Source organism: Streptomyces sp. NPDC001002, from assembly GCF_053599215.1.
Genome location: NZ_JBSFLV010000080.1, coordinates 1 through 25,377, shown reverse-complemented (window position 1 = coordinate 25,377; position 25,377 = coordinate 1). Strand labels below are relative to the sequence as shown.

Here is a 25,377-nt window from a genome sequence, read left to right as displayed (position 1 = left end):
TGGCGTCCCGAGTCACGAGCCGGACGGCAGCCGTCGCCGTACGACCGGGAAGGCGTACCCGCGACCCAGAACCACCGTCGTCAGCGCGGCCGCGATCAGCGCCAGTGACGTCCAGGGAAGCGCTCCGGGTCCCATGGCATCCAAGGCCAGGCCCCCGGTCAGGGACCCCGTCGCGATGCCCGCGTTGTAGACGGTCGCCTGCAACGAGGTCGCCACATCAGCGACCCGCGGGCCGGACGCGTCGACCAGTGCGGTCTGGATGAGCGTGGGCGCTCCGCCGAACGCGACGCCCCACAGCGCGACGGAGCCGAACAGCACCGCGTGGGTCCCGGCGAACAGACCGAGGCAGAGCATGGCGCCCGCGCACACCGCGAGTGCGGTCAGCAGGGTGGCGCGCAGGTGCCGGTCGACGAGGAGGCCGGTGAGCCAGATGCCGGCGACCGTGGCCGCGCCGAACACCAGCAGCACCGCGTCCGCACGGCCGAGACCGGCGTGCGCCGCGAACGGGGCGACGTACGTGTACATCACCTGGTGGCCCAGCAGCAGGAACAGCGTGACCGACAGGACGGCCGGCAGACCCGGCAGCACGGCCACCCGTGCGAGCGGTATGCGTGCCCCCGGCGGCTCGCCCGGGAAGCCCGGCACCCGCCACCGCACCCAGCCGATCAGCAGGACCGCGAGCCCGGCCAGCATCGCGAAGACCGTCCGCCAGCCCAGGACCCCGGCCAGCGCGGCTCCGGCGGGCACCCCCAGCGACAGCGCCAGGGTGATCCCGGCGAGCACGATCGCGATCGCCCGCCCGCGCCGCTCGGCCGGCACCATCCGTGCCGCGTACCCGACGAGCATCGCCCACAGCAGTCCGCCCACCGCCCCGGCGAGCAGCCGGGCCACGAAGGTGAAGGCGTACGAGGACGACAACGCGACCACCGCATTGCTCACCGCGAATCCCGCCAGGGCGCCGACCAGTACGCGTCGGCGCGGCAGTCCGCGCAGCAGTGCCGTGAGCGGGATCGCCGCCGCGAAGGAGGCCGCCGCGTACCCGGTGACCAGGAAGCCGACGCGCGCTTCGGAGACGCCGAGCGCGGGTGCCATCCGGGGGAGCAGCCCGGCGGGCAGGAGTTCGGTCATGACGGCGGTGAAGGCGGCCGTGGACAGGGCGAGCAGCCCCGGCCACGGCAGTGGGGCGGGCACGGACGTGCCGGTGCCCTTGGCCGTGGATGCGGTGGACATGGGACCATGGTCGAACCCTCACATCAGTGTGAAGGCAAGGACGACTTCCCGGAGGCGGCCATGAGGAACGGCGATCTGTGATGGGGGAGCGGTCGTGAAGATCGGCGAACTGTCCCGCCGTACCGGCGTCCCCACGCGGCTCCTGCGCTATTACGAGGAGCAGGACCTGCTCAGCCCGGACCGCACCGAGAACGGCTACCGCGACTACGGCGAGCCCGCCGTCCGGGACGTCCAGCAGATCCGCGGGCTGCTGGACTCCGGTCTGACCACGGAGATGATCCGGGCGATCCTGCCGTATCTGTCGGGGCCGGACGAGATCCTGCTGCCCGCGGACCGGCTGACCCCCGAGACCGCGGCCCTGCTCCAGGACCACGTCGACCGCATCCAGGCCCGCATCGACTGCCTGGCCCGCAACCGGGACCGGCTGCGGGCCTACCTCGCGGCGGTGCGGCCGGACCGGGACCAGAACTCCGTACCGGACCCGGACCAGAACTCCGTATCTGTGCAATCTTCGTAAAACTGTTGCCCCTTCGGCCGTCGGGTGTTGGAGTGAGCCCATGGATCATGTAGGTGTACTCGCCCTCTTCGACCGCAATATGCGCGAAGGCGCCCAGCCGGACGGGCCCGACGCGCGGGTCGAGCGGGTCGGCCGGGTGGTACGGCAGGTCGCCTCGGCGCGCGGGTGGAACGGCGTGGTCTGGTCCGACCTGGACGAGAGCACCGCGGACGAGGCGATCGCCGAGCAGGTCGCGTACTTCTCCGGGCTCGGGCACGAGTTCGAGTGGAAGCTGTACGGGCACGACCTGCCGGTGGACCTGGGGCAGCGGCTGGCCGCCGCCGGGTTCACGGCCGAGCCCGAGGAGACCCTGATGATCGCCGAGGTCAACGACATCGACCTCGACGCCGAACTGCCGGAGGGCATCCGGCTGCTTCCGGTCACCGACGCGGCGGGCGTCGAACTCGTCGGGGACGTGCACGAGAAGGCCTTCGGCACCGACGGCACCCGCATGCGCCACCAACTGCTCGCGCGGCTCACCTCCGAGCCGGACACGGTGACCGCCGTCGTGGCCCTCGCCGGGGACGAGCCGGTCAGCGCGGCGCGCATGGAGCTGGTGCCCGGCACCCGGTTCGCCGGTCTGTGGGGCGGCGGCACTATCGAGGCCTGGCGCGGACGCGGTGTCTACCGCGCCCTGGTCGCCCACCGCGCCCGCTCCGCCGTGGAGCGCGGCTACCGCTACCTCCAGGTCGACGCCTCCCACCAGAGCCGCCCGATCCTGGAGCGCCTCGGCTTCGAGCCGCTGACCACGACGACGCCGTACGTGTACACGCCGTAGCGATGTCACATCCGCGGTCGCTCGGTCCGTCGTACGGTCATGACGACCGAACAGAAGAAGACGACTGACCAGAGGACGCCGCAGAACCAGAACATCCTCCTCGCCGGCGCCAGTGGCGTCGTCGGCGGACACATCACCAAAGCCCTCACCGAAGCCGGTCACAAGGTCACCGGCCTCGGCCGGGGGCGGGTGAACGGCGTCCGGGCCGACCTCATGGACCGGGACGGACTGCTGCGGGCCGTCGACGGGCAGCACTTCGACACCGTGATCCACGCCGCGACCGCCCTGCGCAAGGCACCCATGCGCCACCGCGACATGTACGCCACCGATGCCCTGCGCGTCGAGGGCACCGCGCATCTCGTCGAGGCCGCGCGAGCCGTCGGTGCCACCCGCTTCGTCTCCGAGTCCATCGCCCTCGGCTACGGCTACGGGGACTTCGGCGACCGGGTGCTCACCGAGGACGACGACCCGTTCGCCCCGCTCGGCACCTCGCCGGAGCTGGAGAAGCACCTCAAGGGCATGCGCATCAAGGAGCAACTCACCTTCGGGACCACGAGGTTGGCCGGAGTGGCGCTGCGCTTCGGGCTGTTCTACGGGCCCGGCGGCACCGACGCGCTCCTGCCGATGCTGCGCAAGCGGCAGTTGCCCGCTCCCGCCGACCGTGGCCGTGTCCTGCCGTGGGTCGAACTCACCGACGCCGCACGGGCGGTGGTCGCCGCCGTGGAACGCGGGCGCGCGGGGCAGGCGTACAACATCGCGGACCGCACCCCGCTCGGGTTCCGGGCCCATCTGGTGTGCGTGGCCGAGGAGTTCGGCCTGCCGAAGCCGATGACCGTGCCGTTGTGGCTGACCGCGCCGATGTCGTACGCGCACGAGATGTTCGGGGCGAGCATGCGGGTGTCCACGGCCAAGGCGGAGCGGGAGCTGGGCTGGACGCCGGTGTACCCGGGCGCCCGCGACGGGCTCGCCGCCCTCGCCGCCGCGCGGTGAGAGCGCGTACGCATCAGGCGGGGCGTTCGTCGGAACGCCCCGCCCGTGTTCGTACAGGTCATGCGGGTCGGTGGCCGGTCGCTACCGGCCGTGTGGGTCAGCGGCGCACCCTGGTCCGGTCCAGCGCGGCGATGCCGACCGCGGCAAGGCCGATCTGGATGAGCCACTCGATCCAGTCCACGCCCTTGGTGTCGGCCACGCCGAACGCCGAGGCGAGCGCCGCACCGATCAGCGCGGCCACGATGCCGACGACGATCGTCAGCAGGATGCCGATGCGCTGCCGGCCCGGTACCACCAGCCGCCCCAGTACACCGATGACGATGCCGATCACGATGGCACTGATGATGCCCGAAATCTCCATCTCCGCCCCTCTTCGTCAAGTACCTCTGCATTAACCGAATGCCCGCATCGGGCAGGGACAGTCCGTTCCGTTTTTCAACCACCGGTCAACGTCCGGTCAACGTCGGGCCGGGTGTGCCGGATGACGCCTGTTCACCCCCACTCCTGCCATGTACGGTTCAACCGGCCGGTCGCGCAGGTGGCGTCCGGTCACGGCTCTACGCGCGCAGATGTGCTGTTTCTACGCGCGTAGTCACGGTCCCGCATCGCTCTCCCCCCATAGCCCCCAACTCCGCACGGAGGTAAGCAGGATGCTCGGACTCCCCAGGTCACGCCATAGACTCACCGCCGCTCTCGCGACGCTCGGTCTGCTCACCACGGGCGCCGCGATCCAGGCGACCGTCACCGCCGCCCCCGCTCACGCGGCGACCACGCACCGGATCCTGTTCGACGACGGCCACGCCGAAGAGGCCGGCAACGCCGACTGGATCATCTCCACCAGCAAGCCCGACCCGCTCTCCCAGGACTCCACCCCGTCCGCCGAGACGGACTGGACCGGCGCCCTGTCCTCGTGGGGCGTCGCCCTGCAGAAGACGGGCAGCTACAGTCTCAAGACCGCCACCAGCGCGCTGACGTACGGCGGTTCGTCCACGACCGACCTGTCGAACTTCGACACGCTGGTCCTGCCCGAGCCCAACACGCTGTTCACCACCGCCGAGAAGACGGCGATCATGAACTTCGTGAAGGCGGGCGGTGGCCTGTTCATGATCTCCGACCACACGGGCGCCGACCGCAACAACGACGGCGAGGACGCCGTCGAGATCTTCAACGACCTGATGACCAACAACAGTGTCGATTCGACCGACCCGTTCGGCTTCTCCGTCGACACCCTCGACATCAGCTCCGGCTACCCGGCCGCCATCAGCGACAGCACCGACCCGGTACTGCACGGCTCCTTCGGCACCGTCACCAAGAGCCTCATCGCCGACGGCACCACCGCCACGCTCAAGCCTGCCGACAACTCCTCGGTCAAGGGCCTGCTCTACCGCTCCGGTTACTCCGGCAACACCGGCGCCTTCTTCGCGACCAGCACCTTCGGCAGCGGCCGCGTCGCCTTCTGGGGCGACACCTCACCGGTCGACGACGGCACCGGCCAGTCCGGCAACACCCTCTACGACGGCTGGAACGACAGCGGCGCCACCAACGCGCCGCTCGCCCTCAACGCGACCGCCTGGCTCGCCGGTGAGGGCGACAGCGGTGGCGGCGACGACGGTGGCGGCGACGACGGTGGCGGCGACGGCACCTGCACCGCGGCCCAACTCCTCGGCAACCAGGGCTTCGAGTCCGGGGCCACCACCTGGACCGCAAGCAGCGGTGTCATCACCAACGACAGCGGAGAGGCCGCCCGCACCGGCTCCTACAAGGCCTGGCTCGACGGCTACGGATCGGCCCACACCGACACCCTGTCCCAGTCGGTGACGATCCCGTCCGGGTGCTCGGCCACCCTCAGCTTCTATCTGCACGTGGACACCGCGGAGACCACGACCAGCACCGCCTACGACAAACTGACGGTCACCGCCGGATCCACCACCTTGGCCACGTACTCCAACCTCAACGCGGCCTCCGGATACGTCCTGAAGAGCTTCGACGTCTCCTCCCTGGCCGGCACCACCGCCACCATCAAGTTCAGCGGCGTCGAGGGCTCCACCCTCCAGACGTCTTTCGTCATCGACGACACCGCGCTCAACGTCAGCTGACGACGACCGGTGGGGCCCGGCGGCGGCCGGACCCCACCGGTTCAGCGCGCCGGGACCGTCCGGTCCGCCGTGTTCCAGCCGGAGACCCGCACGTTCGGCGCCGACCCGTGCAGATCGGCCGTCCGGTAGGTGGCGGTCAGCGTCGTCGACTCGCCCGGCCACAGGCTCACTTCGTTGTCGGACCACCGCACCGGCAGCACGGGATTGCCCTGGGCGTCGACCAGATGGACGTCCGTGAGCAGTGAAGGCGTCTTCCCCGTGCCCGTGTTGCGGATCGTGACGGTCGTGGTCGACGTGCCGTCGGCTGACACCGTGGCTCCTTGGGCCGACACCGGAGCCTGAGCCATCGAGTTCAGCCCCTTGAGATCGGCGTAGCTCGTCGTCGGCGTGTAGTACCAGTCGGTGTTGTCCCAGTCGAGCGTGTCGGGCTTGGTGGAGAGCCAGTACACGTTCCGGCTCACCTCCTTGCCGGACGCGTCGGTCAGCGTCAGGCGCACCAGATACGTCGTCGACAGTCCGCTCACCGACGCGGGCAGGGTGAGCGGGGTGCTGTGCGCGCCGTCGCCGGCGACCGTCACTCCGGTCACGCTCTTGTCGTACTTCTGGGTGCCGTCGGTGTTGAACAGCGTTGCTCGCGCGGTGAGTTGGCCCACCGACGCGTGCCGGTTGTTCACCACGGTGACCGTGCGGTCGTCGTAGGAGTACTGGATGTGCAGCGGCTCGCCCGCCTTCTTCGCGCCGAAGTAGGCGCCGCCCTGGTCGAGGTAACGGTCCATCAGCTGCCAGTGCAGGGAGGTCCAGCCGCTGTTGAACATCCAGTACACGACACCGGTCGCGGGCTTGGAGGCGTCGGTGGCGTTGCGGCCGTACGCCTCGAACTGGGCGCGGACGTTCTCGTACTGGGCGAGCTGGGCCTTGCGGACGTAGTCGGCCAGGCCCGTCGGGGCGCCGTAGCGGCCGGTGAGGGCGTTGTCGTAGAGCTTGAGGGTGGCGAAGGTCGAGGACGGTGAGCGGTGGTACTGCTTGGCGTCCGGGTTCTTCCAGAGGGTGTCGAGCTCGGCCGGGGTCATCATGCGGCGCAGGGTGTCGAGGGTGGGGATGTCGGGGCCCGCGCTGGTCTCGGAGTTGAAGCCGGTGGCGCCGCCCTCGCGCTTGGCGTACCAGTAGTTCGGCGGGATCCAGTCATAGGGGCCGGTCATCTTCATGCCCGAACTGCCGCTCACCGGCGAGGACTTGGCGGAGGCCGCGGCGACGATCGGAGTCTTCCAGTCGGCGGCCTTGAGCGCGTCGAGGTAGGTCTTCTCGATGGTCGCGTCAGGCGCGAAGTCGCTGCCGATGAGGAACGAGATCACGCTCGGGTGGTCGCGCAGCCGGGCGGCCTCGGCGGCCATCGACGCCCCCGCGACCGGGTAGTCGGCGGCGGTCCACTTCTCGCCCCGCTCGTCGCCGTTGACCTGCCCCTCCCACTTGTCGCAGCACTCCCAGCCGGGGAGCGTGAGGATGCCGTAGCGGTCCGCCAAGTCGAAGAACTCGTCCGGTTCGATGTGCCCTTCGAGGCGGATGGTGTTGAGGCCCAGGTCGAGGGCGTACTTGAGGCGGTCCTCGACGTAGGTCCGGTCCCAGCGCAGGAACTCGTCCGGCGACCAACCGCCGCCCTTGATCAGCAGCTTGCGGCCGTTGATGCGGTACTGGCGGGCGCCGTCGGAGTTCAGGGGGGCCTGCACGTCACGGATGCCGAAGGTCTGGTGCGCGCTGTCGGAGGCGCTGCCGGCCACGGAGGCGGTGAGGGCGAGGTCGTAGAGCGGCTGGTCGCCCATGCCCGCGGGCCACCACACCTTCGGGGAGGTCAGGTGGAGGCCGGGGGTCTCGGAGGGCGTGAAGCTGACGGTCTTCGTCTCGTGCGCGGCCAGCGACACCGTCTTCTCGAAGGAGGCGGTGCCGATGCTGCCCGCGACCTTGGCCGTGACGGGCGCGTCCGAGTCGTTGCGGGCCTGCGCCTTGACCGTCAGGTCGGCGGTGGCGAGCGACGGGACCGCCAGAGTGGTCACCACGTGTGCGTCGCGCAGGGCGACCGGTCCGCCGCGGCGCACGACGACATCGCGGACGATGCCCATGTTCTCGTCGGGCGGCGGCTGGAGCCAGTCGATCCAGCCCATGGTGAGGTTCTTGTTCGGGTCGTTGGGCTGGATGCGGAAGGCGACCGTGTTGGTGCCGGAGCGGATCAGCGAGGTCACGTCCAGCTCGTGGTGGGTGTAGGCCCCGGTGACGTCCTTCGCCGTGGCGACCTGCTTGCCGTTGACGTACACGTCGGCCGCCGAGATCACCCCGCTGAAGTCCAGGTAGGTGCGCTCGGAGGTGTCGGCGACCATGAAGTCGGAGCGGTACCACCAGGGGACCTGGAAGTCGGCCTTCGGGATCTTCTGCTGGTTGGTCGAGTAGAACGGGTCGGCGTACAGGCCGTCTGCCAGCAGGGCGGCGAGGACGGTGGAGCGCGGGCCTGCCGAGTGCCAGCCGCTCGTGGGGTAGCCGGGGGAGGAGACCGCGGCCGCCGGGTCGCTCACCTTCGCCGTCGACTGGATCGCGTAGCCGGAGAGCGGGGTGGCGCTGCCGGCTCTGGCGGAGACGTGGGTGGTGCGGACGTGCGGGGCGCTCTCGTGCGGCTCGGTCCACGCACTCGTCGTGAGGGTGCCGAGCAGGGCGAGGGTGAGCGCGGTCGTGGCGAGCGGGCGGCGTCCGGCGGTGGGGCGACGGAACACGGGGGTCTCCAAGCCGTCATCGAGGCCTCGGCGGGGAGCGGGGCCTCATCGGGTTCAGGGCCGTCAGCAGTTCGAGGGTCGTCAGCAGCAGGGTGGACATCAAGTTAGGAAACTTTACTAACGCGGCTCAAGGTAGGGCGGCACATGGGCCCTGTCAATCACCGGAACCCTCCGGAGAGTTGGTCAGGACGCGGCCGACCGGCGCTCGAAGACCACGTCCCGCGCGGTCCCCAACGCCGTCGCCACCGCGCCCAGCAGGACCGCGTCCTCGCCCAGCCGGCTGGGTACCACCTTGGGCCGCAGCGGGGTGAGCGCCCGCAGCCGCTCCCGCACCGGACGCAGCAGCAGGTCGACGCTGTGGCCCACCCCGCCGCCCAGTACCACCAGGTCCGGGTCGAGCACCGCGGCCGCCGCCGCGACCGTGTGCGCGATCCGCTCGCCCTCCAGCTGAACCGCCTTCACCGCGGCCGGGTTTCCGTGCCGGGCCGCGTCGAACACGGCCTTGGCCGTCAGCTGCCCGCTCATCCCGAAGGTGCGTGCCGCCTCGACGACGGCCACCCCCGACACCGCGTCCTCCAGCGTCTCGGGCTTCTGCTGACCAGGCCACGGCAGGAACCCGATCTCACCGGCCAGCCCGTGCGCGCCGGTGAACAGCCTGCCGTCGGCCACCACGCCCATCCCGAGACCGGTGCCGATCAGGATGTACGCGAACAGCCGGCTGCCCGCGCCGACGCCGTAGGTGTACTCGCCGAGCGCGGCCAGGTTGGCGTCGTTGTGCACCTCCAGCGGGATGCCCAGCTCCTCGCCCATCCGGTCGATCAGACCGGCGCGGCCCCACCCCGGCAGATGCATCGCGTACCGCACCCGCCGCCGCTTCTCGTCGTACACGCCCGGCGTGCCCACCACCCCGTGCACCACCTCGGCCGGGTCCACGCCGGAACTCTCGACGACCTGGCGGGCGGCGCCGACCACCAGGTCGGCCATGGCGGCGGAGCCGCGGGCGCGGTTGCGGACGTCGGCGCGGGCGACGACAGCGCCGTCCAGGTCGGCCACGGCCACCCGCAGCCAGCTGCGGCCGACGTCGACCCCGAGCGCGTACCCGGCGGCCGGGTCGGGGGCGTACAGCACGGCCGTACGACCGCGCTCGGGCGCGTGCGTGCCGACCTCGTGCACCAGGCCCGCCGCCGCCAGCGAGGCCAGCGCGCTGGAGACGGTCGGCTTGGACAGGCCCGTGTCGCGGGCGAGTTGGGCGCGGGAGGCCGCACCCGCCGAGCGCAGCCGGTCGAGGAGCAGCCGCTCGTTGGTGCTGCGCAGGCGCTGCCGGTTCCACGGCTGTCCCTGCTGCTCTACGACGTCACTGGCGGGCATCGCACCATTCTCACGCATAGAGGGCTACCTCTTGACGCATCAAGTAAGGCTCCTTAACTTTATCGCCCAGTCAGCCCTGCCGGGCGGCCCGCGCCCATCTCCAGGAGTCCCCATGTCCGGTAGCCCGCCACCTTCGGGTGGCTTCGTCCGGCGCGTCGGCCTGTTCCAGGCGACCGCCATCAACATGAGCCAGATGTGCGGCATCGGGCCGTTCGTGACGATCCCGCTGATGGTGGCCGCGTTCGGCGGCCCGCAGGCGGTGATCGGCTTCGTCGCCGGTGCCGTCCTCGCGCTCGCCGACGGCCTCGTCTGGGCCGAGCTCGGCTCCTCGATGCCGGGCTCGGGCGGCAGTTACGTCTATCTCCGCCAGGCCTTCCAGTACCGCACGGGCCGGCTGATGCCGTTCCTGTTCGTGTGGACGGCGATGCTCTTCATCCCGCTGATCATGTCCACGGGCGTGGTCGGCTTCGTCCAGTACCTGGGCTATCTGGCACCGGACCTGGGGCAGACCGGTGGCGACCTGGTCGGCCTCGGCATCATCGCCCTCGTCGTGATCCTGCTCTGGCGCGGCATCGAGCACATCGCGCGCATCACCGCCGTGATGTGGGCGGTGATGATCACGTCGGTGCTGCTCGTCATCGTCGCGGCGGCCTCGGACTTCAGCCCGCACCTCGCCTTCACCTACCCGGCGCACGCCTTCGACCTGATGAGCGACCACTTCTGGCTGGGCTTCGCCGCGGGTCTGACCATCGGCATCTACGACTACCTGGGCTACAACACGACCGCCTACATGGGCGCCGAGATCAAGGACCCAGGCCGCAACCTGCCCCGGTCCATCCTCTTCTCGATCGTCGGCATCATGGCGATCTACCTGCTCCTGCAGATCGGCACCCTGGGCGTCATCGACTGGCACCGCATGACGAATCCGGACGACATCGCGTCCACGTCCGTCGCCTCGGCGGTCTTGGAGGAGACCTGGGGCAAGGGCGCCGCCGACACGGTGACGGTACTGATCCTGATCACGGCGTTCGCCTCCGTCTTCACCGGCCTACTGGGCGGCTCACGCGTGCCCTACGACGCGGCCCGCGACCGGGTCTTCTTCCGCCCCTATGCCAAGCTGCACCCCAAGCACCGCTTCCCGATGCTGGGCCTGGCCACCATGGGCGTGATCACCGCGATCGGCTTCCTGATCGGCCGCCACACCGACCTCGCGACCCTGATCCAACTCCTCACCACGGTCATGGTGATCGTCCAGGCGCTGGCACAGATCATCGCGCTCACGGTGCTCCGCCGACGACAACCGACCCTGCGCCGCCCCTACCGCATGTGGCTCTACCCTGTGCCGAGCATCATCGCGTTCATCGGCTGGTGCGTGATCTACGGCTACGCCGACCGCAACTCCCCGGGCCGCCACCCCATCGAATGGTCCCTGGCCTGGCTCGCCCTCGGCTGCGCCGCGTTCTTCCTCTGGGCGCGGTACGAGAAGGTCTGGCCGTTCGGCCCGAAGGAGATCACCGAGGAGTACGTCACCGAGGCGACCCCGGACGCGGAGCCCGCGGGTACCTGACGGCACCCGTCGCCACCTGTCGGCCCCTGCCTGCACGGTCGGCACGCTAAAATCCCTGCCACCTCAGAAAGCCTCCCCGGCACCGTCCGCCGGGGAGGCTTTCTGCGTGCCCACCCGCCACCTCGGCGACCGACGCCCCTTTTCCGCAAGGGAGTTCCATGCCCGCCGTATCCGTGCGCCCCGCCACCCTCGACGACCGTGCCGTCATCGAACGCCTCTGGCTGATGTTCCGGCACGACCTCTCCGGAATGCGCGGGGTCCTGCCCAACCCCGACGGCACCTTCCGCGCCGAACGCATCGACTCGGCCCTCACCGAACCGAGTTGGGCGCCCTACCTTTTTCTGCACGACGACCGCCCCGTCGGCTTCGCGTTCGTCCGCGGCCTGGACAGTGCGACACGCGTACTGAACAGCTTCTTCGTGGTGCGCGGTGCGCGGCGCTCGGGCATCGGACTGCAGGCCGTCCTGGAGATCGTGGCCCGGCATCCGGGCGCCTGGGAGATCGCCTTCCAGCACGACAACCCGCCCGCGGTGAGCTTCTGGCGCCGCGTCGCCACGGAGGTCGCGGGCGACGCCTGGCGCGAGGAGGCCAGGCCGGTGCCGGACCGGCCGGAGCTGCCGCCGGACCTGTGGATCTCGTTCCGCACGGAGGGGGAGACAGCCGGGGGAGAGACGGTGCTCAGCGGTGGCGCTGTGAACCGAGTTGTCAGGCTCGGGGCCGCTGTGCGCCGTACACCCTCCGACAGATCCGCCTACGTCCATGACGTACTCGCCCTGTTCGAGCGGCACGGCTGGCAGGGCGCGCCCCGCTACCTCGGCACGGACGATCAGGGCCGCGAGATCCTCGACCACATCGAGGGTCGGGCGGCCGTCACCCGGCACGAGCGGGACGCCGTCCGCACCGATGCCGGACTGACCGAAGTCGCCTGCCTGGTACGGGAGTTCCACGACCTGACGGCCGGTACGGAGTCGGCGGCGGGCGGCGAGGTCGTATGCCACAACGACCTCGCGCCCAAGAACACTGTCTACTCCGTCGACGGCGACCGATGGCGGCCCCTCGCCTTCATCGACTGGGACCTCGCGGCCCCCGGCGAACGCATCCACGACGTCGCCCACCTCTGCTGGCAGTACCTGGACCTCGGCCCGGGCGTGGCGGACGTGCCCGGGGCGGCGCGCCGGATCGGGCTGATCTGCGACGCGTACGGGCTCACCGGGCGGGACCGGCTGCTCGACACGATTCTGTGGTGGCAGGACCGGTGTTGGCGGGGGATCGAGGCGGGGGCGGATCGCGGCGAGCCGGCGATGGTGGGGCTGCGGGCGGAAGGGGTCGTGGCGGAGGTGCGGGGTGCCTATGAGTGGGTGGTCGCGCATCGGCGAGAGCTCGCGGTGTTCGTGGAGTGACGCGCGCTGACCTGCGTAGACATCTCTCCGCATTGACATGCAGGTGATTGCCTGCATAACGTTGAGTGTGCGATCGGAGAATGACTCAGGGATGGACAAGGTCTTCAAGGCGCTGGCCGACGAGACGCGTCGGCGGCTGCTCGACCGGCTGCACGAGCAGAACGGTCAGACGCTGGGTGAGCTCTGCGAGCACATCGACATGGCACGTCAGTCGGTCACCCAGCACCTGGCCGTCCTGGAGGCCGCCAACCTGGTCAGCGTGGTGCGGCGGGGTCGGGAGAAGCTGCACTACCTCAATCCGGTCCCGCTCCACGAGATCCAGGAGCGGTGGATCGACAAGTTCGAGCGCCCGCGCCTGAGCGTGCTGAGCGCAGTGAAACGACGAGCCGAGGAAGCCATGACCGACAAGCCCACATTCGTCTACGTCACCTACATCCGCAGCACGCCCGAGAAGGTCTGGGACGCGCTCACCGACGCGGACCTGACCGCCACCTACTGGGGTCACAGCAACGTCTCCGCCGACTGGCGCCCGGGCTCCCGCTGGGAACACGTACGCCTCGACGGCTCCGGCATCGCCGACGTGATCGGCTCCGTCGTCGAGAGCGAGCGGCCGACCCGTCTCGTCACCACCTGGGGTGCGCCGGAGAACGAAGGGCGGGAGGAGACGTTCTCGCGCGTGACCTTCGACATCCAGCCGCACGAGGACATCGTCCGGCTCACCGTCACCCACGAGGACCTGAACGATGAGGGCGACCTCGCCGACGTGTCGCTCGGCTGGCCCGCGGTGCTGTCCAACCTCAAGTCCCTCCTGGAGACCGGCAGCCCGCTCCCGCAGGAGCCGTGGCTGGTCCCGGGGCACTGAGAGGGACACTCGGGACGGGCGCGAACACGGAGGCGGTCGGTCCGCGCGGAATGCGGGCCGACCGCCCTCTCGTACCGTCCTTTCGGGCTACGCCTTCGGCGCGCTCCGCGCCGCCGCGACGGCGCACAGCAGGCCCAGGACCACGGCCAGCGCGCCGATGATGATGTTGTTCAGCACGACACCGGTGTCCGGGCTGTCGCCGACGATCCACGGCGAGACGATCATCCAGACGCCCAGCGCGCACATGGCCCAGCTCAGGCCGTACATCCGCGCCGGAGCAGCGGTGAACCCGAGCCCCAGCAGGCCGATCGCGATGCCCACGATCAGGTTGTGGGTCACGAGGGCGGGCTGGCTCGTCGTGTAGTGGAGTATCCAGGGGGATACGGCGCAGTAGAGGCCGAGCAGGAACACCGGGCCGTCCATCAGCGCCACATCGCGACCACCGAGCATGCGGGCGTACCGTGCCCGCATTTCGGAAACATCAGGGTGGCTGGTGATGTCACCTCTGGTGTGCGAGACGTTGGCCATGAGTCGTCTCCTTTGACTTGCAGGCCTGACCGCGGCTGACGCGGTCTGCGGACCAGTGCCGCGTACACCCATTCTGCGCTTATTTCACCTTTATGTGTAGTTTTCGACGGTACGGGCTTCACCGCCCCGTTCCCTCAGTCGAGACCGCGGGCCTGCTTGAAGCGGGCGAGGCCCTCCGCGAGGTCGACGACGGGGTCCGGGTAGTCGTCGATCGCGGCACGGTCGAGCCCGCGCAGCTTCCACGGCTCGTGCACCGACGACCCTTCCAGCGCGGCGAGTTCGGGCACCCAGCGCCTGACGTACGCCCCGTCGGGGTCGTAGCGCTTGGCCTGGGTCACCGGATTGAGGACCCGGTTGGGGCGGGAGTCCGTGCCGGTGCCGGCCATCCACTGCCAGTTGAGCTGGTTGTTCGCCACATCGCCGTCCACCAGCAGATCGAGGAAGTGACGGGCGCCCACGCGCCAGTCGACGTACAGCGTCTTGGTCAGGAAGCTTCCGGCCAGCAGCCGGCCGCGGTTGTGCATCCAGCCCTCGTGGCGCAGTTGGCGCATCGCCGCGTCGACCACCGGGTAGCCCGTACGGCCCTCCTTCCAGGCCTCGACGTCCGCGCGGGCCGACTGCTCGGTACGCCACGGGTCGCGCTTCGTGCGGTAGTCGGCGTGGGCTGCCGCCGGGCGGGCGGCCAGGACCTGGCGGTGGAAGTCCCGCCACGCGAGCTGCCGTACGAAGGCGTCCGCTCCCGGTCCGCCGACCCGCCGCGCCCGGTGGACGAGTTCCACGGGGGAAACCGTGCCGAAGTGCAGGTGCGGCGAGAGGCGGGAGGTGACGTCGCCCGCCAGGTCGTCGTGGCCGTCCTCGTACGTCGTGATTCCCGTCCGCAGCCAGGCCGCGACCCGCTTGCGTCCCTCCACCTCGCCGCCGGGGGCGAGCGCCGGTGACAGGTCCGACAGGTCGGCGCGGGAGGGCAGTGGCTCGGAGCCGACGCCGTCCGGGACGCGTACCTTGCGCGGGGCGGCCAGGGGAGTACGCGACTGCTGTCCCGACCAGTGGCGTAGGTACGGCGTGAACACCGCGAAGTGGTCCGAGGAGGCGGGTGTCACCGCGCCCGGCGCGACCACCGTCGTCGCCGTGTCGTGCACGCACAGCCGTCGACCCACCGCCTCCAGGGCGCGCCGCAGCCGTCCCTCGCGCAGCTGCGCGTACGCGCTGACGTCGGCCGCCATGTGCACCTCGTCGGCATCCGTCTCGGCGGCCACCTTGCACACCTCGTCGACGACGTCGCCGGAGCGGAGCACCAGCCGTCCGCCGCGCTCACGCAGGCCGGCGTCGAGATCGCGCAGACAGTCGGCGAGGAACGCCAGCCGGTTGGGCGCGGCGAATCCGGCGTCGGTCACGCCCCGGTCGCGCACGAAAAGGGGTACCACCTGACGGTCCTCGCCCGCGGCCCGCAGGGGTGGGTGGTCGTGCAGGCGCAGGTCGGAGGTGAACAGGACGACCGAGACGTTCATGGTGCGGACTCCGGAGGGGGAGGGGCGGCGGACGGTCTGGTGTGTCGGCGAGGGCGGGGGGACGGGTCTGGTGTGACGACAAAGGCGGCGGACGTCTACCCGCGAACGCGCGATTCCCTCGTGAGGGCGATGGACGCGGGGGCACTCCGTGCGCTGGGCGGACATGTTCGGACACATCGCGGGCAGGCGAACACTACGACGGTGGTCGTGACGATTCGAGGAACCGACGACGGAGGTGTCTTCCGCTATGAGCGCGAAGGTGTTGGAGCGGTTTTCCGCAGGGGGTCCGCGGGGGTCGTGGCCGGCGGAGGAGTACGCGGCCCAGCGCCGTGCCGCGGGGATACCCGCGACGGTCGTGATGGACCTCAAGTCGGACGCGTTCCTCGTGGTGGTTCCGGTCGGCGACGACGACTGACCGCACTGCCCGTGGGGACGGACCGGAGTCCGTCCCGCTCGGTCACCGCTCGCCGACGGCGTCCAACGACCCGCCCGTGGCCAGCCGCGCCCGCACCTCGACCCGGGGCTTGCCTGGCGCGGGCAGCGCGAGCGTCCGCCCGTCCTTCGTGGCCGACACCGCACCCGTCACGGACAGTTCGGTCACGGCACGACTGCCCGCCGCCACGACGAACCAGTGCCCGCGCGGTGACCGCCAGCCGGTCGCGGCGACGACATGCTGCCCGAACCGACTGCAGGCCGCGGTGGACCGGGCCCCGGCGACCGTACGGGCCGGTGCTGCCTGCGCGTCCCGGCTGGTGCGGAGCGTCACCGTCACATCGCCGGGTCCGCGCCACGAATCCGCACGCGCACAGGTCCATACGGCGTGACCGCCACCGTCGGGCAGCTCCTGCTCGGCGAAGTCCCAGGCGTTGACAGCCCGGACGCCGCTGCCGCGCAACGAGCCCAGCCCGCACGCCTGATGGGCCCACGCCAGCAGCGCCGCCGGACCGGTGGCCTCGCGGGGTTGCCGGGCGGGCGGAGTGCCGTGTCCGGGCAGCGGGGTGTAGGTGAGGTGGACCGGCGACAGGTCGCCCACTCCGGCGAGCAGGAACGCGTGACGCTCGGCGACGCGGTCGGAGGACCGCAGTTGCAGCACCGGCCGGGCGTCGCAGCCACGGCCGTCGGGCACGGTCGGGACCGGATCGGTGACCCCCTCCTTCGACACCGCCAGCGGACGGGCCAGGACGTCCGGCCGCAGCAGGTCACGGGTCTGCGCCTCGGCGACCCAGGGGGCCAGTAGATAGCGGACGGCGCCCTTGTCCTGCTCGCCGGGAGCGAGAGCCACGGCCGCCGCTGTGGTGACGTCGGCGTCGTCGGCGCGGGCGATGCTGAGCTCCGCGTGGTCTCCGGAGGAGCTCAACTCGTCGTAGCGGGCGAGGCGTTGACCGTCGTACAGCAGGACTACGGCACGGTCGTCGACGTCTCCCGCGTACAGCAGTTGAGGCTCGGACGTCGGTGGGATCGCGGTCGTGCCGGGGGCGAGGTGGACCTGGGTCGCTGATGTGGGCCGGGTCCACGCGGACAGGGCGCGGCCGAGCAGGTCCTCGTCGTGCACGCGGGAGCCGCGCGCGGGCCAGGCGGTGAAGTCCATGCGTGAGCTGTTGTCCCAGACCCCGGCCGGAGCGCGCACCAGGCCCGCCGGACCGAAGGCGCTGCCCGCGACGGACGCCGGCGCCTCCGCCTCGGACGTCGTGCCCCCGGACGTGGTCGCCACCAGGGTCACCCCCGTCACCGCGACGAGCGCCAGGGCGGCCAGTCCCAGCCGGGCCCGGCGCCTGCGGCGCAGCAGGTCGGTGGGGCTCGCCTGGAGGGCGCAGGCGTCGAATTCCAGCGAGGTCAGCAGTGCGGCGGCCCGGGTACCGACGCTCTCCTGGAGGGCCGCCGCGGTGCGCAGGGCGGCTTCCGGGTCCCGCGCCTCGGCGTCCGCCAGCAGCTGGTGCACGGTCTCGTCGTTCAGGCCGTGCACCGAGCGCAGCAGGAACGCGGCGCGCGCCGCCGCCGGGACGCCGGACAGCCGTTGCGCCAGGGCGAGTTCGTCCGCACCGCCCGACCGCGGGAACAGGCGCAGGCCCACCACCAGCGGGAGCCCGGGCAGCAGCGCTCCCGGGTAGGTGAACCGCGCGGGCCACAGCCGCGGACCTCGGCCGTACGACAGCGCGCCGCGCAGCACCTCGACGAGCAGCGAGCGCTCCACGGGGTCACCTCCGCGATTCTCCTCGCGCGGGGGCGGAACGGTGTGCCCGGGGAGCGCGCGTACGCCTGGCAGCGCCCGTTGCACCAAGGAGTGCGCCACGAGCACCCGGCGGTGCCGCCCGAGTGTCGGAGGCAGGACGAGATGCGCCAGGCGGACCAGCTCCCCGTACTGCTCGACGAGGAGGGACTCGACCTCCAGGAACGGTGGCCTGCTGCCTGTCGAGGGGCGCCGGCGCGAGCGAAGGTGCATGGGCGGGACGCTTTCGGAGAGGGGACGCGATGCTGTACCGCGCGGACATGTTGCTGTTCCGCTCCGACAAACGAGTGAATCCGCGACCGGTCACCGGCAGGCCGTGTCCTATCGCGCCCGGAACCGTTCCGTCCGCGCCCGGGACCGTCACCGGAACCGTTCCGTCCGCGCCCGAGCCCGTCAGACGCGGGCCGCGGCCAGCTCCCGCGACCGTCGTACGAACGCCTCGTGCAGATCCCCGGCCGCCTGCGGTACCGACTCCGCGCGGCGGCGGCGCAGCATCAGCAGGACCCGGGCCGTGGCGCCGGCGATGGGCCGGTACGTGATGGCGCTGAGCCGCTCCAGCGGATCGCCGACCACGCTGAAGTCCGGCAGAACCGTCACCCCCAGCCCCTCCGCGACCATGAGCTTGCCCATCTCGGCGCCGTCGGTCGAGTACGCGAAGGCCGGGTCCCGCCCGCCGAGCAGCCGGTGGACATAGCGGTGCATCACATAGCCGGACCGCATGCCGATCAACGGCTCGGTGAGCAGCTCCTCCACCGTGACGATCGGCCGGGACGCCAACGGGCTGTCCGGGCGCACGCACACCACCGGCAGCCCGGACAGCAGCTCGGTGGACTCGAAGTCGGTCGGCATGTCGTCGCCGTCGAGATGATTGACGAGGCCGAGATCGAACCCGCCCTCCGACAGCGCCCGGTGGATGTCCGTCTGCTGCGCGCCGACCACCTCGACCTGGGTGAGCGGATGCGAGGCGCGGAAGTCGCGTACGACGGGCAGCAGCAGCGGCACGGTCGCCGCGTTGACCGTGCCCACCCGCACCATGCGGCTGATCCGGTGCTGCTCGCCGGCCGCCACCCGCAGCCGGTCCACCGCGTCCAGCACGTCGACGATCTTCGGCAGCAGCTCCCGGCCCTCCGCGCTCATCGTCGCGCCCGAGCGTTTCCGCTCCAGAAGGTCGACACCCAGCTCGCGTTCGAGATTCCGTACGGTCTCGCTCAACGCGGGCTGAGAGAGGCGCAGTTCCTCCGCGGCCCGGCGCAATGAACCGAGCCGGGTCACGGCCGCTATGTATTCGAGTTGTTCGGTCCGCATGCCCGCAGAATGCGGTCGATTCACCGGCCCGTTCAAGGGTTTCCCTGTCACACCTTCGTGAAAATCAATGGTCCGCGATACGAGACCGGTCGGGTTTTCCTTGACGCCCGTCGCGGACGGCTGCCACGATCGACGGCATGATGATGCGACTGGACCTCACGCGGCGACGCCATGTCGACCTCGCGCGCGTCTCCAGCGCCTCCTGTTGTACCGCGGCCTGATCCCCGTCACCTCCGTCCTGTGATCCGCCGCTCTTCTTTCGCTCCCGCCTGATATTCCCGGAGTTCGCTCCGGCCGAATTCGGCGCGCCCGAAAACATTCCGCAACAGGAGTTCCGCATGCCCGCCGCGCCCCTGAAATTCGCCTACTGGGTCCCCAACGTCAGCGGGGGACTGGTCACCAGCAAGATCGAACAGCGCACCGACTGGGGATACGAGTACAACCGCGAACTCGCCGTCCTCGCCGAGAACAACGGCTTCGAGTACGCGCTCAGCCAGGTCCGCTACATGGCCAGCTACGGCGCCGAGTTCCAGCACGAGTCGACCAGCTTCAGCCTCGCCCTGCTGCTCGCCACCCAGCGCCTGAAGGTCATCGCCGCCGTCCATCCCGGCCTGTGGCACCCGGGCGTCCTCGCCAAACTCGGCGCCACCGCCGACCACTTGTCCAACGGCCGCTTCGCCGTCAACGTCGTCTCCGGCTGGTTCAAGGGCGAGTTCACCGCCCTCGGCGAGCCCTGGCTGGAGCACGACGAGCGCTACCGCCGCGCCGAGGAGTTCATCACCGCCCTGCGCCGGATCTGGACCGAGGACCACACCGAACTCGCCGGTGACTTCTACCGGTTGCGCGACTTCTCCCTCAAGCCCAAGCCCCTCAACACCGCCGAACGCCCGCACCCCGAGATCTTCCAGGGCGGCAACTCCACCGCCGCCCGCGCGATGGCCGGCCGGGTCTCCGACTGGTACTTCTCCAACGGCAAGGACTTCGACGGGGTGACCGAGCAGATCGCCGACGTCCGCGCGTCCGCGGCCCAAGTCGGGCGCACGACACCGAAGTTCGGCCTCAACGGCTTCCTCATCGCCCGCGACACCGAGGCCGAGGCCCGCGACACGCTCCGCGAGATCATCGCCAAGGCCGACACCGACGCCGTCGAGGGCTTCGGCGCGGCGGTCAAGCAGGCGGGACAGTCCACGGCCGACAAGAAGGGCATGTGGCAGGACTCCACCTTCGAGGACCTGATCCAGTACAACGACGGCTTCCGTACGGGGCTGATCGGCACCCCCGAGCAGATCGCCGAACGGATCGTCGCCTACAAGAAGCTCGGCGTCGACCTGCTCCTCCTCGGCTTCCTCCACTACCACGAGGAGGTCGAGTACTTCGGCAAGCGTGTGCTGCCGCTCGTACGGGAACTGGAGGCACAACTCCCGGACACGGAGCACGAGTTCGCCTCCGCCCGCTCCTGACGGCCCACCTCCCGACCGCTTCCCTCCGAGGCGCCCGCCGTTCGCGACCGCCCCGCCGCCCCGAAAGAGGACCCATGGCCACCGTCCTGTCCGTCTCCGGCAGCCCTTCCGCCTCCTCCCGCACCAACCGCCTCCTGCGCCACCTCGACCAGCGCCTGATCGCCCAGGGCCACGAGGTGATACCGCTCGACGTACGCACCATCCCCGCCGAGGCCCTGCTCGGCGCGGACTTCCGGCACCCCGCCATCGTCGAGGCCACCGAACTCTTCGAGCGCGCCGACGGAGTCGTCGTCGGCACCCCCGTCTACAAGGCGTCCTACTCCGGTGTCCTCAAGGCGCTCCTGGACCTGCTCCCGCAGTACGCGCTGGCCGGCAAGACCGTGCTGCCGCTCGCCACCGGCGGCTCCACGGCGCACGTCCTGGCCATCGACTACGCCCTGCGTCCGGTGCTCAGCTCCATGGGTGCGGCCCACATCGTGCAGGGCTGGTTCACCCTCGACAGGGACATCACCGTGCGCGAGGACGGCGCCCTGACCGTCGCGCCCACCGCAACCGAGGCCCTCACCCAGGTGGTCGACCAGTTCTCGACCGCGCTGGGTCGCACCCCGCTCCTCGCGGCGGCGAGCTGAGCGCCATGTCCGCCGCCCATGTCATCGCCGACGACGCGGAGGCCCTCGCCGTGGCGGCCGCCCTCGCCGTGGAGTTCCGCGCCGGAGCCTCCGCACGGGACACCGAACGCAGGCTGCCCCGTGCGGAGTTGGACCAGCTCTCCGCGTCCGGACTGCTCGCCGTCACCGTCCCCGCCGAGCACGGCGGGGCGGACGTCACCGCCCTCACCCTCGCGGAGATCTTCCGCCTGCTCGGCGCGGCCGACGGCAGCCTCGCCCAGATCCCGCAGAGCCACTTCGCGTACGTCAACGTGATCCGCCGTCAGGGCACCCCGCAGCAGCAGAAGTTCTTCTTCGCGGAACTGCTTGCGGGGCGCCGCTTCGGCAACGCGCAGTCGGAGGCCGGCACCAAGCACGTCCAGGACATCAGGGCCCGGCTCGTCCCGCAGCCGGACGGCTCGTACGTCCTGACCGGCGTCAAGCACTACTCGACCGGCGCCCTCTTCGCCGACTGGATCCCGGTGCTGGCCCGCGCGGAGGACGACAAGCTGCATGTGGCGTACGTGCCCCGGGACGCCCCCGGTGTCACGGTCGTCGACGACTGGGACGGCATGGGTCAGCGCACGACCGCCAGCGGTACCGTCCAGCTGGAAGACGTCCCGGTGCCCGCCGACCGGGTCCTGCCCCACCACCTCACCTTCGAGGGACCCCAACTCCACGGAGCCGTCGCACAGTTGCTGCACGCCGCCATCGATGCGGGCATCGCCGGGGGAGCGCTGGCCGAGGCGGCGGAGTTCGTCCGCACGAAGAGCAGGCCGTGGTTCGAGAGCGGCCTGGAGACGGCCGCCGAGGATCCGTTGCTGATCCAGCGCTTCGGTGAACTCGCCCTCCAGGTGCGGTCGGCGGAGGCGCTGCTGCGTGAGGCCGCCCGCGCGGTCGACGCGGCGCGCGCCGACCTGACCGACGACACCGCGGCCGAGGCGTCCATCGCGGTCGCCGCGGCCAAGGTCCAGGCTGCCCAGGCGGCGGTCGAGGTCGCCGGCGCCCTCTTCGAAGTGGCGGGCACCCGCTCCGCGCTCAACTCCCTGAACCTGCACCGCCATTGGCGCGACGCCCGCACCCACACCCTGCACGACCCGACCCGCTGGAAGATCCAGCACATCGGCCGGTACGTGCTCAACGGCACGCGGCCACCCCGCCACGGCCTCCTCTAGGGCCTGCACAAGAGCCCTGGCCCGACCCCACCGAACGGAGACCCCGTGTCCCTCACCTTCCACTGGTTCCTGCCCACCAACGGAGACAGCCGGCATGTCGTCGGCGGCGGCCACGGCACCCCGGCCACCGTCTCCGGCCGGGACCGGCCGCCGACGGTCGCCTATCTGAGCCAGATCGCCCGTGCCGCCGAGGACCTGGGCTTCGTCGGTGCGCTCACCCCGACCGGTGCCTGGTGCGAGGACGCGTGGCTGACCACCGCGATGGTCAGCCAGAACACCGAACGCCTGAAGTTCCTGGTCGCCTTCCGGCCCGGCTTCGTCTCGCCGACGCTCGCCGCGCAGATGGCGTCCACCTTCCAGCGGCAGAGCGGCGGACGGCTGCTGCTCAACGTCGTCACCGGCGGCGAGAGCCACGAGCAGCGTGCCTACGGCGACTTCCTCGACAAGGACGACCGTTACCGCCGTACCGGCGAATTCCTGGAGATCGTGCGGCAGTTGTGGGACGGCAAGACCGTCGACCTGAAGGGCGAGCACCTTCAGGTCGAGGACGCCAAGCTGGCCCGCGTGCCCGACCCGGTGCCTGAGGTGTACTTCGGTGGATCCTCGCCGATCGCCGGCGAGGTGGCCGCCAAGTACGTGGACGTGTACCTCACTTGGGGCGAGCCGCCCGCGCAGGTCGCCGAGAAGATCGCCTGGATCCGGGGGCTCGCGGCCAAGCAGGGCCGCACGCTGCGCTTCGGGATCCGGCTGCACGTCATCACCCGCGACACCTCCGAGGAAGCCTGGGCGGAGGCGGACCGGCTCCTCGCCGGCTTCGACCCCGAGACCGTGAAGTCCGTGCAGGCCGGGCTCGCGCGGAGCGAGTCCGAGGGGCAGCAGCGGATGCTCGCCTTGCACGGCGGCGGCAACCGGGACGGCTTGGAGATCCACCCCAACCTCTGGGCGGGCATCGGGCTGGTCCGCGGTGGCGCCGGTACCGCCCTGGTCGGCAGCCACGACGAGGTCGCCGAGCGGATCAAGGAGTACCACGCCCTGGGCATCGACGAGTTCGTGCTCTCCGGGTACCCGCACCTGGAGGAGGCGTACTGGTTCGGCGAGGGCGTGCTGCCGCGCCTCGCCGAACAGGGGCTGTGGCAGCACCCGTTCGGCAAGCAGTCCACGCCGTCGGCACAGGTGCCCTTCGCGAGCTAGGGCCCGCGACCCCGGGCGGATCCAAACGTTAGCCCTAGATCTCCGCCAGCGCGTCGAGGTGCGCCCGTCGCACCTCGGCCGTCTGCCCCTGTACCAGCAGGAACATGCCTTCCCTGGCGAGCCGTTGGGCCGGCTCGCGCAGGTCCATCGCCCGGCCGCCGCGGGCCACGACCGCCGCCGTGGTGGCCGCGCGCATGAGGTCGTACGAGCGTGTCTTGAGCGCCAGGCGTTCCTCGATGCGCTCGTGCGGGACGGGGTGCTCGGCCAACTCGTAGACCTGGCGCCGCACTTCGTCGAGCCGCCCGCGCAGCGCACCCGTGACCTCCTCCTCGCCGGCATCGGCCAGGAGATCGAGTGCCGCGTACGCCAACCCGAAGACGGCAGGGGAGGCGTTGGTGTTGCGGGGCAGGTCGACCAGCGCGAACTTCTCCTGCGGGGTGCGCAGCACCACCGCGTCGTCGGGCAGCCACAGCCCGTCCAACTCCAGGGAGACCGTGATGGACGCGGTGAGGGCCGCGAGGCGCATCGGGGCGGAGGCCGTGAGGCCCGGCTGTTCGCGCGCCTCGGTGAAGGCGAACACTACCTCGTCCGTGTCTGTCACACCCGCGACCAGCATCACGTCGTTCAGCCCCCAGCCCGTGAACCAGGGCACCGTCCCGTCGAAGCGCCAGCCACCCCGCTCCGGCGTGACCCGCACCGGGACCTTCGGGAAGGCCCGGACGTGCGCGAAGGCGATGCCGGCCAGCAGCTCGCCGGTCGCCAGCGGGCGCAGCAGCCGCTCCCGGACCGGGAGGGCTGACTTCGCGAGCATCCGTACCGGCGTGTGGTGCTGGGTCTGCACGAACCAGGTGGAACAGCACGCGCCGGCCAGGATCTCCGCGATCTCCCGCGCCACGGAGTCAGGGGCGCCCGCACCGCCGTACTCCCTCGGCGCGCTCACCCCGAGCAGTCCCGACCGCCTGATGGCCTCGATGTGGCTCGCGGGCACGGTCCTCTGGTCGACCTCGGCCGCGTGCGGGGCGAGGAGGTCGTCCGCGAGAGACCTGGCCACGGAGATTAGCGGATGGGTTTCGACGGTCATGGAAAAGATTCTCCCGATCTCGTCGCGCGAGGTGTCGATCCGGTGCTGTGTCGTTCGTGTAGGAGGTGAGAGAAGGACCCGACACCACGAAACGACACGTCACCACGGAGGACGTCATGCCGCACTACCTGCTCAGCGTGATCACACCGACCGAGGGAACGCCGCCCGATCCCGAGGCCATGGCGGAGATCGTCCGCAACCTCGACACCTTCCACGCGGAACTGCGTGACGCCGGCGCCTGGGTCTTCGCCGGCGGCCTGCACGGCCCCGAGACGGCCACCGTGCTGCGGCCCAAGGACGGCGACGTCCTGATCACCGACGGGCCCTACGCCGAGGGCAAGGAGTACCTGGGAGGCATCTGCCTGATCAAGGCGCCCGATCTGGACGCGGCCCTGGAATGGGGTCGGAAGGCGACCTGGGCCACCACCCTGCCCATCGAGGTCCGCCCGTTCATGCACCAGGCCGACGACTGATGCCCCAGCCCGTCGACGTCGCGGCCGTGTTCCGTGCGGAGTACGGCCGTGCCGTCGCCGTCCTCGTCCGCTTCCTCGGCGACATCGACCTCGCCGAGGAAGCGGTGAAGCGATGAACCCCGCGGAGCAGTTGCGCGGCCTCGGCGCCGACGTGCACACCGTCGCCTTCGACGCGCTCG

Annotated in this window: 23 protein-coding genes and 1 pseudogene; 15 read left to right on the top strand and 9 right to left on the bottom strand. The window is 70.9% G+C overall.

Going from position 1 to position 25,377, the window contains the following annotated elements; genetic code table 11:
* Nucleotides 1-12: 12 nt before the first annotated feature.
* A complete protein-coding gene (locus ACWDR3_RS30520; RefSeq protein WP_450355799.1) occupies nucleotides 13-1,230 on the bottom strand; it encodes an MFS transporter in 1,218 nt (405 codons plus the stop codon).
* Between the two features lie 94 nt (nucleotides 1,231-1,324).
* Here ACWDR3_RS30520 and ACWDR3_RS30515 point away from each other — a divergent pair, with 94 nt between their 5' ends.
* From ACWDR3_RS30515 to ACWDR3_RS30505, 3 genes are read left to right on the top strand one after another with little or no spacing between them, the layout of a single operon-like run.
* On the top strand, nucleotides 1,325-1,747 hold the full coding sequence (locus ACWDR3_RS30515; RefSeq protein WP_450355798.1) for a MerR family transcriptional regulator: 423 nt from the start codon (nucleotides 1,325-1,327) through the stop codon (nucleotides 1,745-1,747).
* Nucleotides 1,748-1,787: 40 nt separating this feature from the next.
* Nucleotides 1,788-2,564, top strand: coding sequence for a GNAT family N-acetyltransferase (locus ACWDR3_RS30510; RefSeq protein WP_450355797.1), 777 nt, complete (start codon nucleotides 1,788-1,790; stop codon nucleotides 2,562-2,564).
* A 39-nt stretch (nucleotides 2,565-2,603) separates the two neighbouring features.
* The gene (locus ACWDR3_RS30505; RefSeq protein WP_450355796.1) at nucleotides 2,604-3,554 is read left to right on the top strand and encodes an NAD-dependent epimerase/dehydratase family protein; all 951 of its coding nucleotides are present in this window, start codon (nucleotides 2,604-2,606) and stop codon (nucleotides 3,552-3,554) included.
* 97 nt (nucleotides 3,555-3,651) lie between these two features.
* Here the strand turns inward: ACWDR3_RS30505 and ACWDR3_RS30500 are convergent, their stop codons facing one another.
* Nucleotides 3,652-3,915 (bottom strand): GlsB/YeaQ/YmgE family stress response membrane protein, encoded by a 264-nt coding sequence (locus ACWDR3_RS30500; protein WP_450355795.1) that lies wholly within the window; start codon nucleotides 3,913-3,915, stop codon nucleotides 3,652-3,654.
* 289 nt (nucleotides 3,916-4,204) lie between these two features.
* Here ACWDR3_RS30500 and ACWDR3_RS30495 point away from each other — a divergent pair, with 289 nt between their 5' ends.
* Nucleotides 4,205-5,650, top strand: a complete 1,446-nt coding sequence (locus tag ACWDR3_RS30495) for a hydrolase (protein WP_450355794.1) — start codon at nucleotides 4,205-4,207, stop codon at nucleotides 5,648-5,650.
* 41 nt (nucleotides 5,651-5,691) lie between these two features.
* On the opposite strand, the gene ACWDR3_RS30490 is transcribed toward ACWDR3_RS30495, so the two are convergent.
* Both ACWDR3_RS30490 and ACWDR3_RS30485 read right to left on the bottom strand, forming a co-directional pair.
* Entirely contained in the window at nucleotides 5,692-8,406 is a 2,715-nt protein-coding gene (locus tag ACWDR3_RS30490; protein ID WP_450355793.1) for a glycoside hydrolase family 2 protein, read from the bottom strand.
* Nucleotides 8,407-8,589: 183 nt separating this feature from the next.
* Complete coding sequence (locus ACWDR3_RS30485; protein ID WP_450355792.1) at nucleotides 8,590-9,774, bottom strand: ROK family protein; 1,185 nt, start codon at nucleotides 9,772-9,774, stop codon at nucleotides 8,590-8,592.
* A 112-nt stretch (nucleotides 9,775-9,886) separates the two neighbouring features.
* On the opposite strand from ACWDR3_RS30485, the gene ACWDR3_RS30480 reads away from it, so the two are divergent.
* The 4 genes and pseudogenes from ACWDR3_RS30480 (at nucleotide 9,887) to ACWDR3_RS30465 (ending at nucleotide 13,603) form a co-directional block, all read left to right on the top strand.
* Complete coding sequence (locus ACWDR3_RS30480; protein ID WP_450355791.1) at nucleotides 9,887-11,341, top strand: APC family permease; 1,455 nt, start codon at nucleotides 9,887-9,889, stop codon at nucleotides 11,339-11,341.
* A 158-nt stretch (nucleotides 11,342-11,499) separates the two neighbouring features.
* A pseudogene (locus ACWDR3_RS30475) lies at nucleotides 11,500-11,994 on the top strand (GNAT family N-acetyltransferase); the annotation flags it as partial.
* A gap of 21 nt (nucleotides 11,995-12,015) precedes the next feature.
* A complete protein-coding gene (locus ACWDR3_RS30470; RefSeq protein WP_450355811.1) occupies nucleotides 12,016-12,741 on the top strand; it encodes a phosphotransferase in 726 nt (241 codons plus the stop codon).
* A gap of 91 nt (nucleotides 12,742-12,832) precedes the next feature.
* Nucleotides 12,833-13,603 carry an ArsR/SmtB family transcription factor gene (locus tag ACWDR3_RS30465; protein ID WP_450355790.1) on the top strand — a complete coding sequence of 257 codons (771 nt, stop codon included), beginning with the start codon at nucleotides 12,833-12,835 and terminating at the stop codon, nucleotides 13,601-13,603.
* An 87-nt stretch (nucleotides 13,604-13,690) separates the two neighbouring features.
* Here the strand turns inward: ACWDR3_RS30465 and ACWDR3_RS30460 are convergent, their stop codons facing one another.
* Nucleotides 13,691-14,131, bottom strand: coding sequence for an SPW repeat protein (locus tag ACWDR3_RS30460; RefSeq protein ID WP_450355789.1), 441 nt, complete (start codon nucleotides 14,129-14,131; stop codon nucleotides 13,691-13,693).
* Nucleotides 14,132-14,265: 134 nt separating this feature from the next.
* Entirely contained in the window at nucleotides 14,266-15,639 is a 1,374-nt protein-coding gene (locus tag ACWDR3_RS30455) for a cryptochrome/photolyase family protein (protein WP_450355788.1), read from the bottom strand.
* A 247-nt stretch (nucleotides 15,640-15,886) separates the two neighbouring features.
* Here ACWDR3_RS30455 and ACWDR3_RS30450 point away from each other — a divergent pair, with 247 nt between their 5' ends.
* Nucleotides 15,887-16,054, top strand: coding sequence for a hypothetical protein (locus ACWDR3_RS30450; RefSeq protein ID WP_402354779.1), 168 nt, complete (start codon nucleotides 15,887-15,889; stop codon nucleotides 16,052-16,054).
* Nucleotides 16,055-16,096: 42 nt separating this feature from the next.
* Here ACWDR3_RS30450 and ACWDR3_RS30445 read toward each other — a convergent pair whose 3' ends face one another.
* A complete protein-coding gene (locus ACWDR3_RS30445) occupies nucleotides 16,097-18,079 on the bottom strand; it encodes a hypothetical protein (RefSeq protein WP_450355787.1) in 1,983 nt (660 codons plus the stop codon).
* Between the two features lie 180 nt (nucleotides 18,080-18,259).
* Complete coding sequence (locus ACWDR3_RS30440) at nucleotides 18,260-19,171, bottom strand: LysR family transcriptional regulator (protein ID WP_450355786.1); 912 nt, start codon at nucleotides 19,169-19,171, stop codon at nucleotides 18,260-18,262.
* Nucleotides 19,172-19,308: 137 nt separating this feature from the next.
* On the opposite strand from ACWDR3_RS30440, the gene ACWDR3_RS30435 reads away from it, so the two are divergent.
* The 5 genes from ACWDR3_RS30435 to ACWDR3_RS30415 all read left to right on the top strand — a co-directional run bounded on the left by ACWDR3_RS30435 (nucleotide 19,309) and on the right by ACWDR3_RS30415 (nucleotide 23,644).
* Nucleotides 19,309-19,392 (top strand): putative leader peptide, encoded by an 84-nt coding sequence (locus tag ACWDR3_RS30435; RefSeq protein WP_351305882.1) that lies wholly within the window; start codon nucleotides 19,309-19,311, stop codon nucleotides 19,390-19,392.
* A gap of 117 nt (nucleotides 19,393-19,509) precedes the next feature.
* On the top strand, nucleotides 19,510-20,631 hold the full coding sequence (gene sfnG, locus ACWDR3_RS30430; protein ID WP_450355785.1) for a dimethylsulfone monooxygenase SfnG: 1,122 nt from the start codon (nucleotides 19,510-19,512) through the stop codon (nucleotides 20,629-20,631).
* Between the two features lie 74 nt (nucleotides 20,632-20,705).
* Complete coding sequence (ssuE, locus tag ACWDR3_RS30425) at nucleotides 20,706-21,260, top strand: NADPH-dependent FMN reductase (RefSeq protein WP_450355784.1); 555 nt, start codon at nucleotides 20,706-20,708, stop codon at nucleotides 21,258-21,260.
* A 5-nt stretch (nucleotides 21,261-21,265) separates the two neighbouring features.
* A complete protein-coding gene (locus tag ACWDR3_RS30420) occupies nucleotides 21,266-22,453 on the top strand; it encodes an SfnB family sulfur acquisition oxidoreductase (protein ID WP_450355783.1) in 1,188 nt (395 codons plus the stop codon).
* A 45-nt stretch (nucleotides 22,454-22,498) separates the two neighbouring features.
* Nucleotides 22,499-23,644 carry an LLM class flavin-dependent oxidoreductase gene (locus ACWDR3_RS30415; protein WP_450355782.1) on the top strand — a complete coding sequence of 382 codons (1,146 nt, stop codon included), beginning with the start codon at nucleotides 22,499-22,501 and terminating at the stop codon, nucleotides 23,642-23,644.
* Between the two features lie 34 nt (nucleotides 23,645-23,678).
* Here ACWDR3_RS30415 and ACWDR3_RS30410 read toward each other — a convergent pair whose 3' ends face one another.
* The gene (locus ACWDR3_RS30410) at nucleotides 23,679-24,725 is read right to left on the bottom strand and encodes an acyl-CoA dehydrogenase family protein (protein ID WP_450355781.1); all 1,047 of its coding nucleotides are present in this window, start codon (nucleotides 24,723-24,725) and stop codon (nucleotides 23,679-23,681) included.
* A gap of 116 nt (nucleotides 24,726-24,841) precedes the next feature.
* Here ACWDR3_RS30410 and ACWDR3_RS30405 point away from each other — a divergent pair, with 116 nt between their 5' ends.
* Entirely contained in the window at nucleotides 24,842-25,198 is a 357-nt protein-coding gene (locus ACWDR3_RS30405) for a YciI family protein (protein WP_450355780.1), read from the top strand.
* The last annotated feature ends 179 nt before the right edge of the window (nucleotides 25,199-25,377 follow it).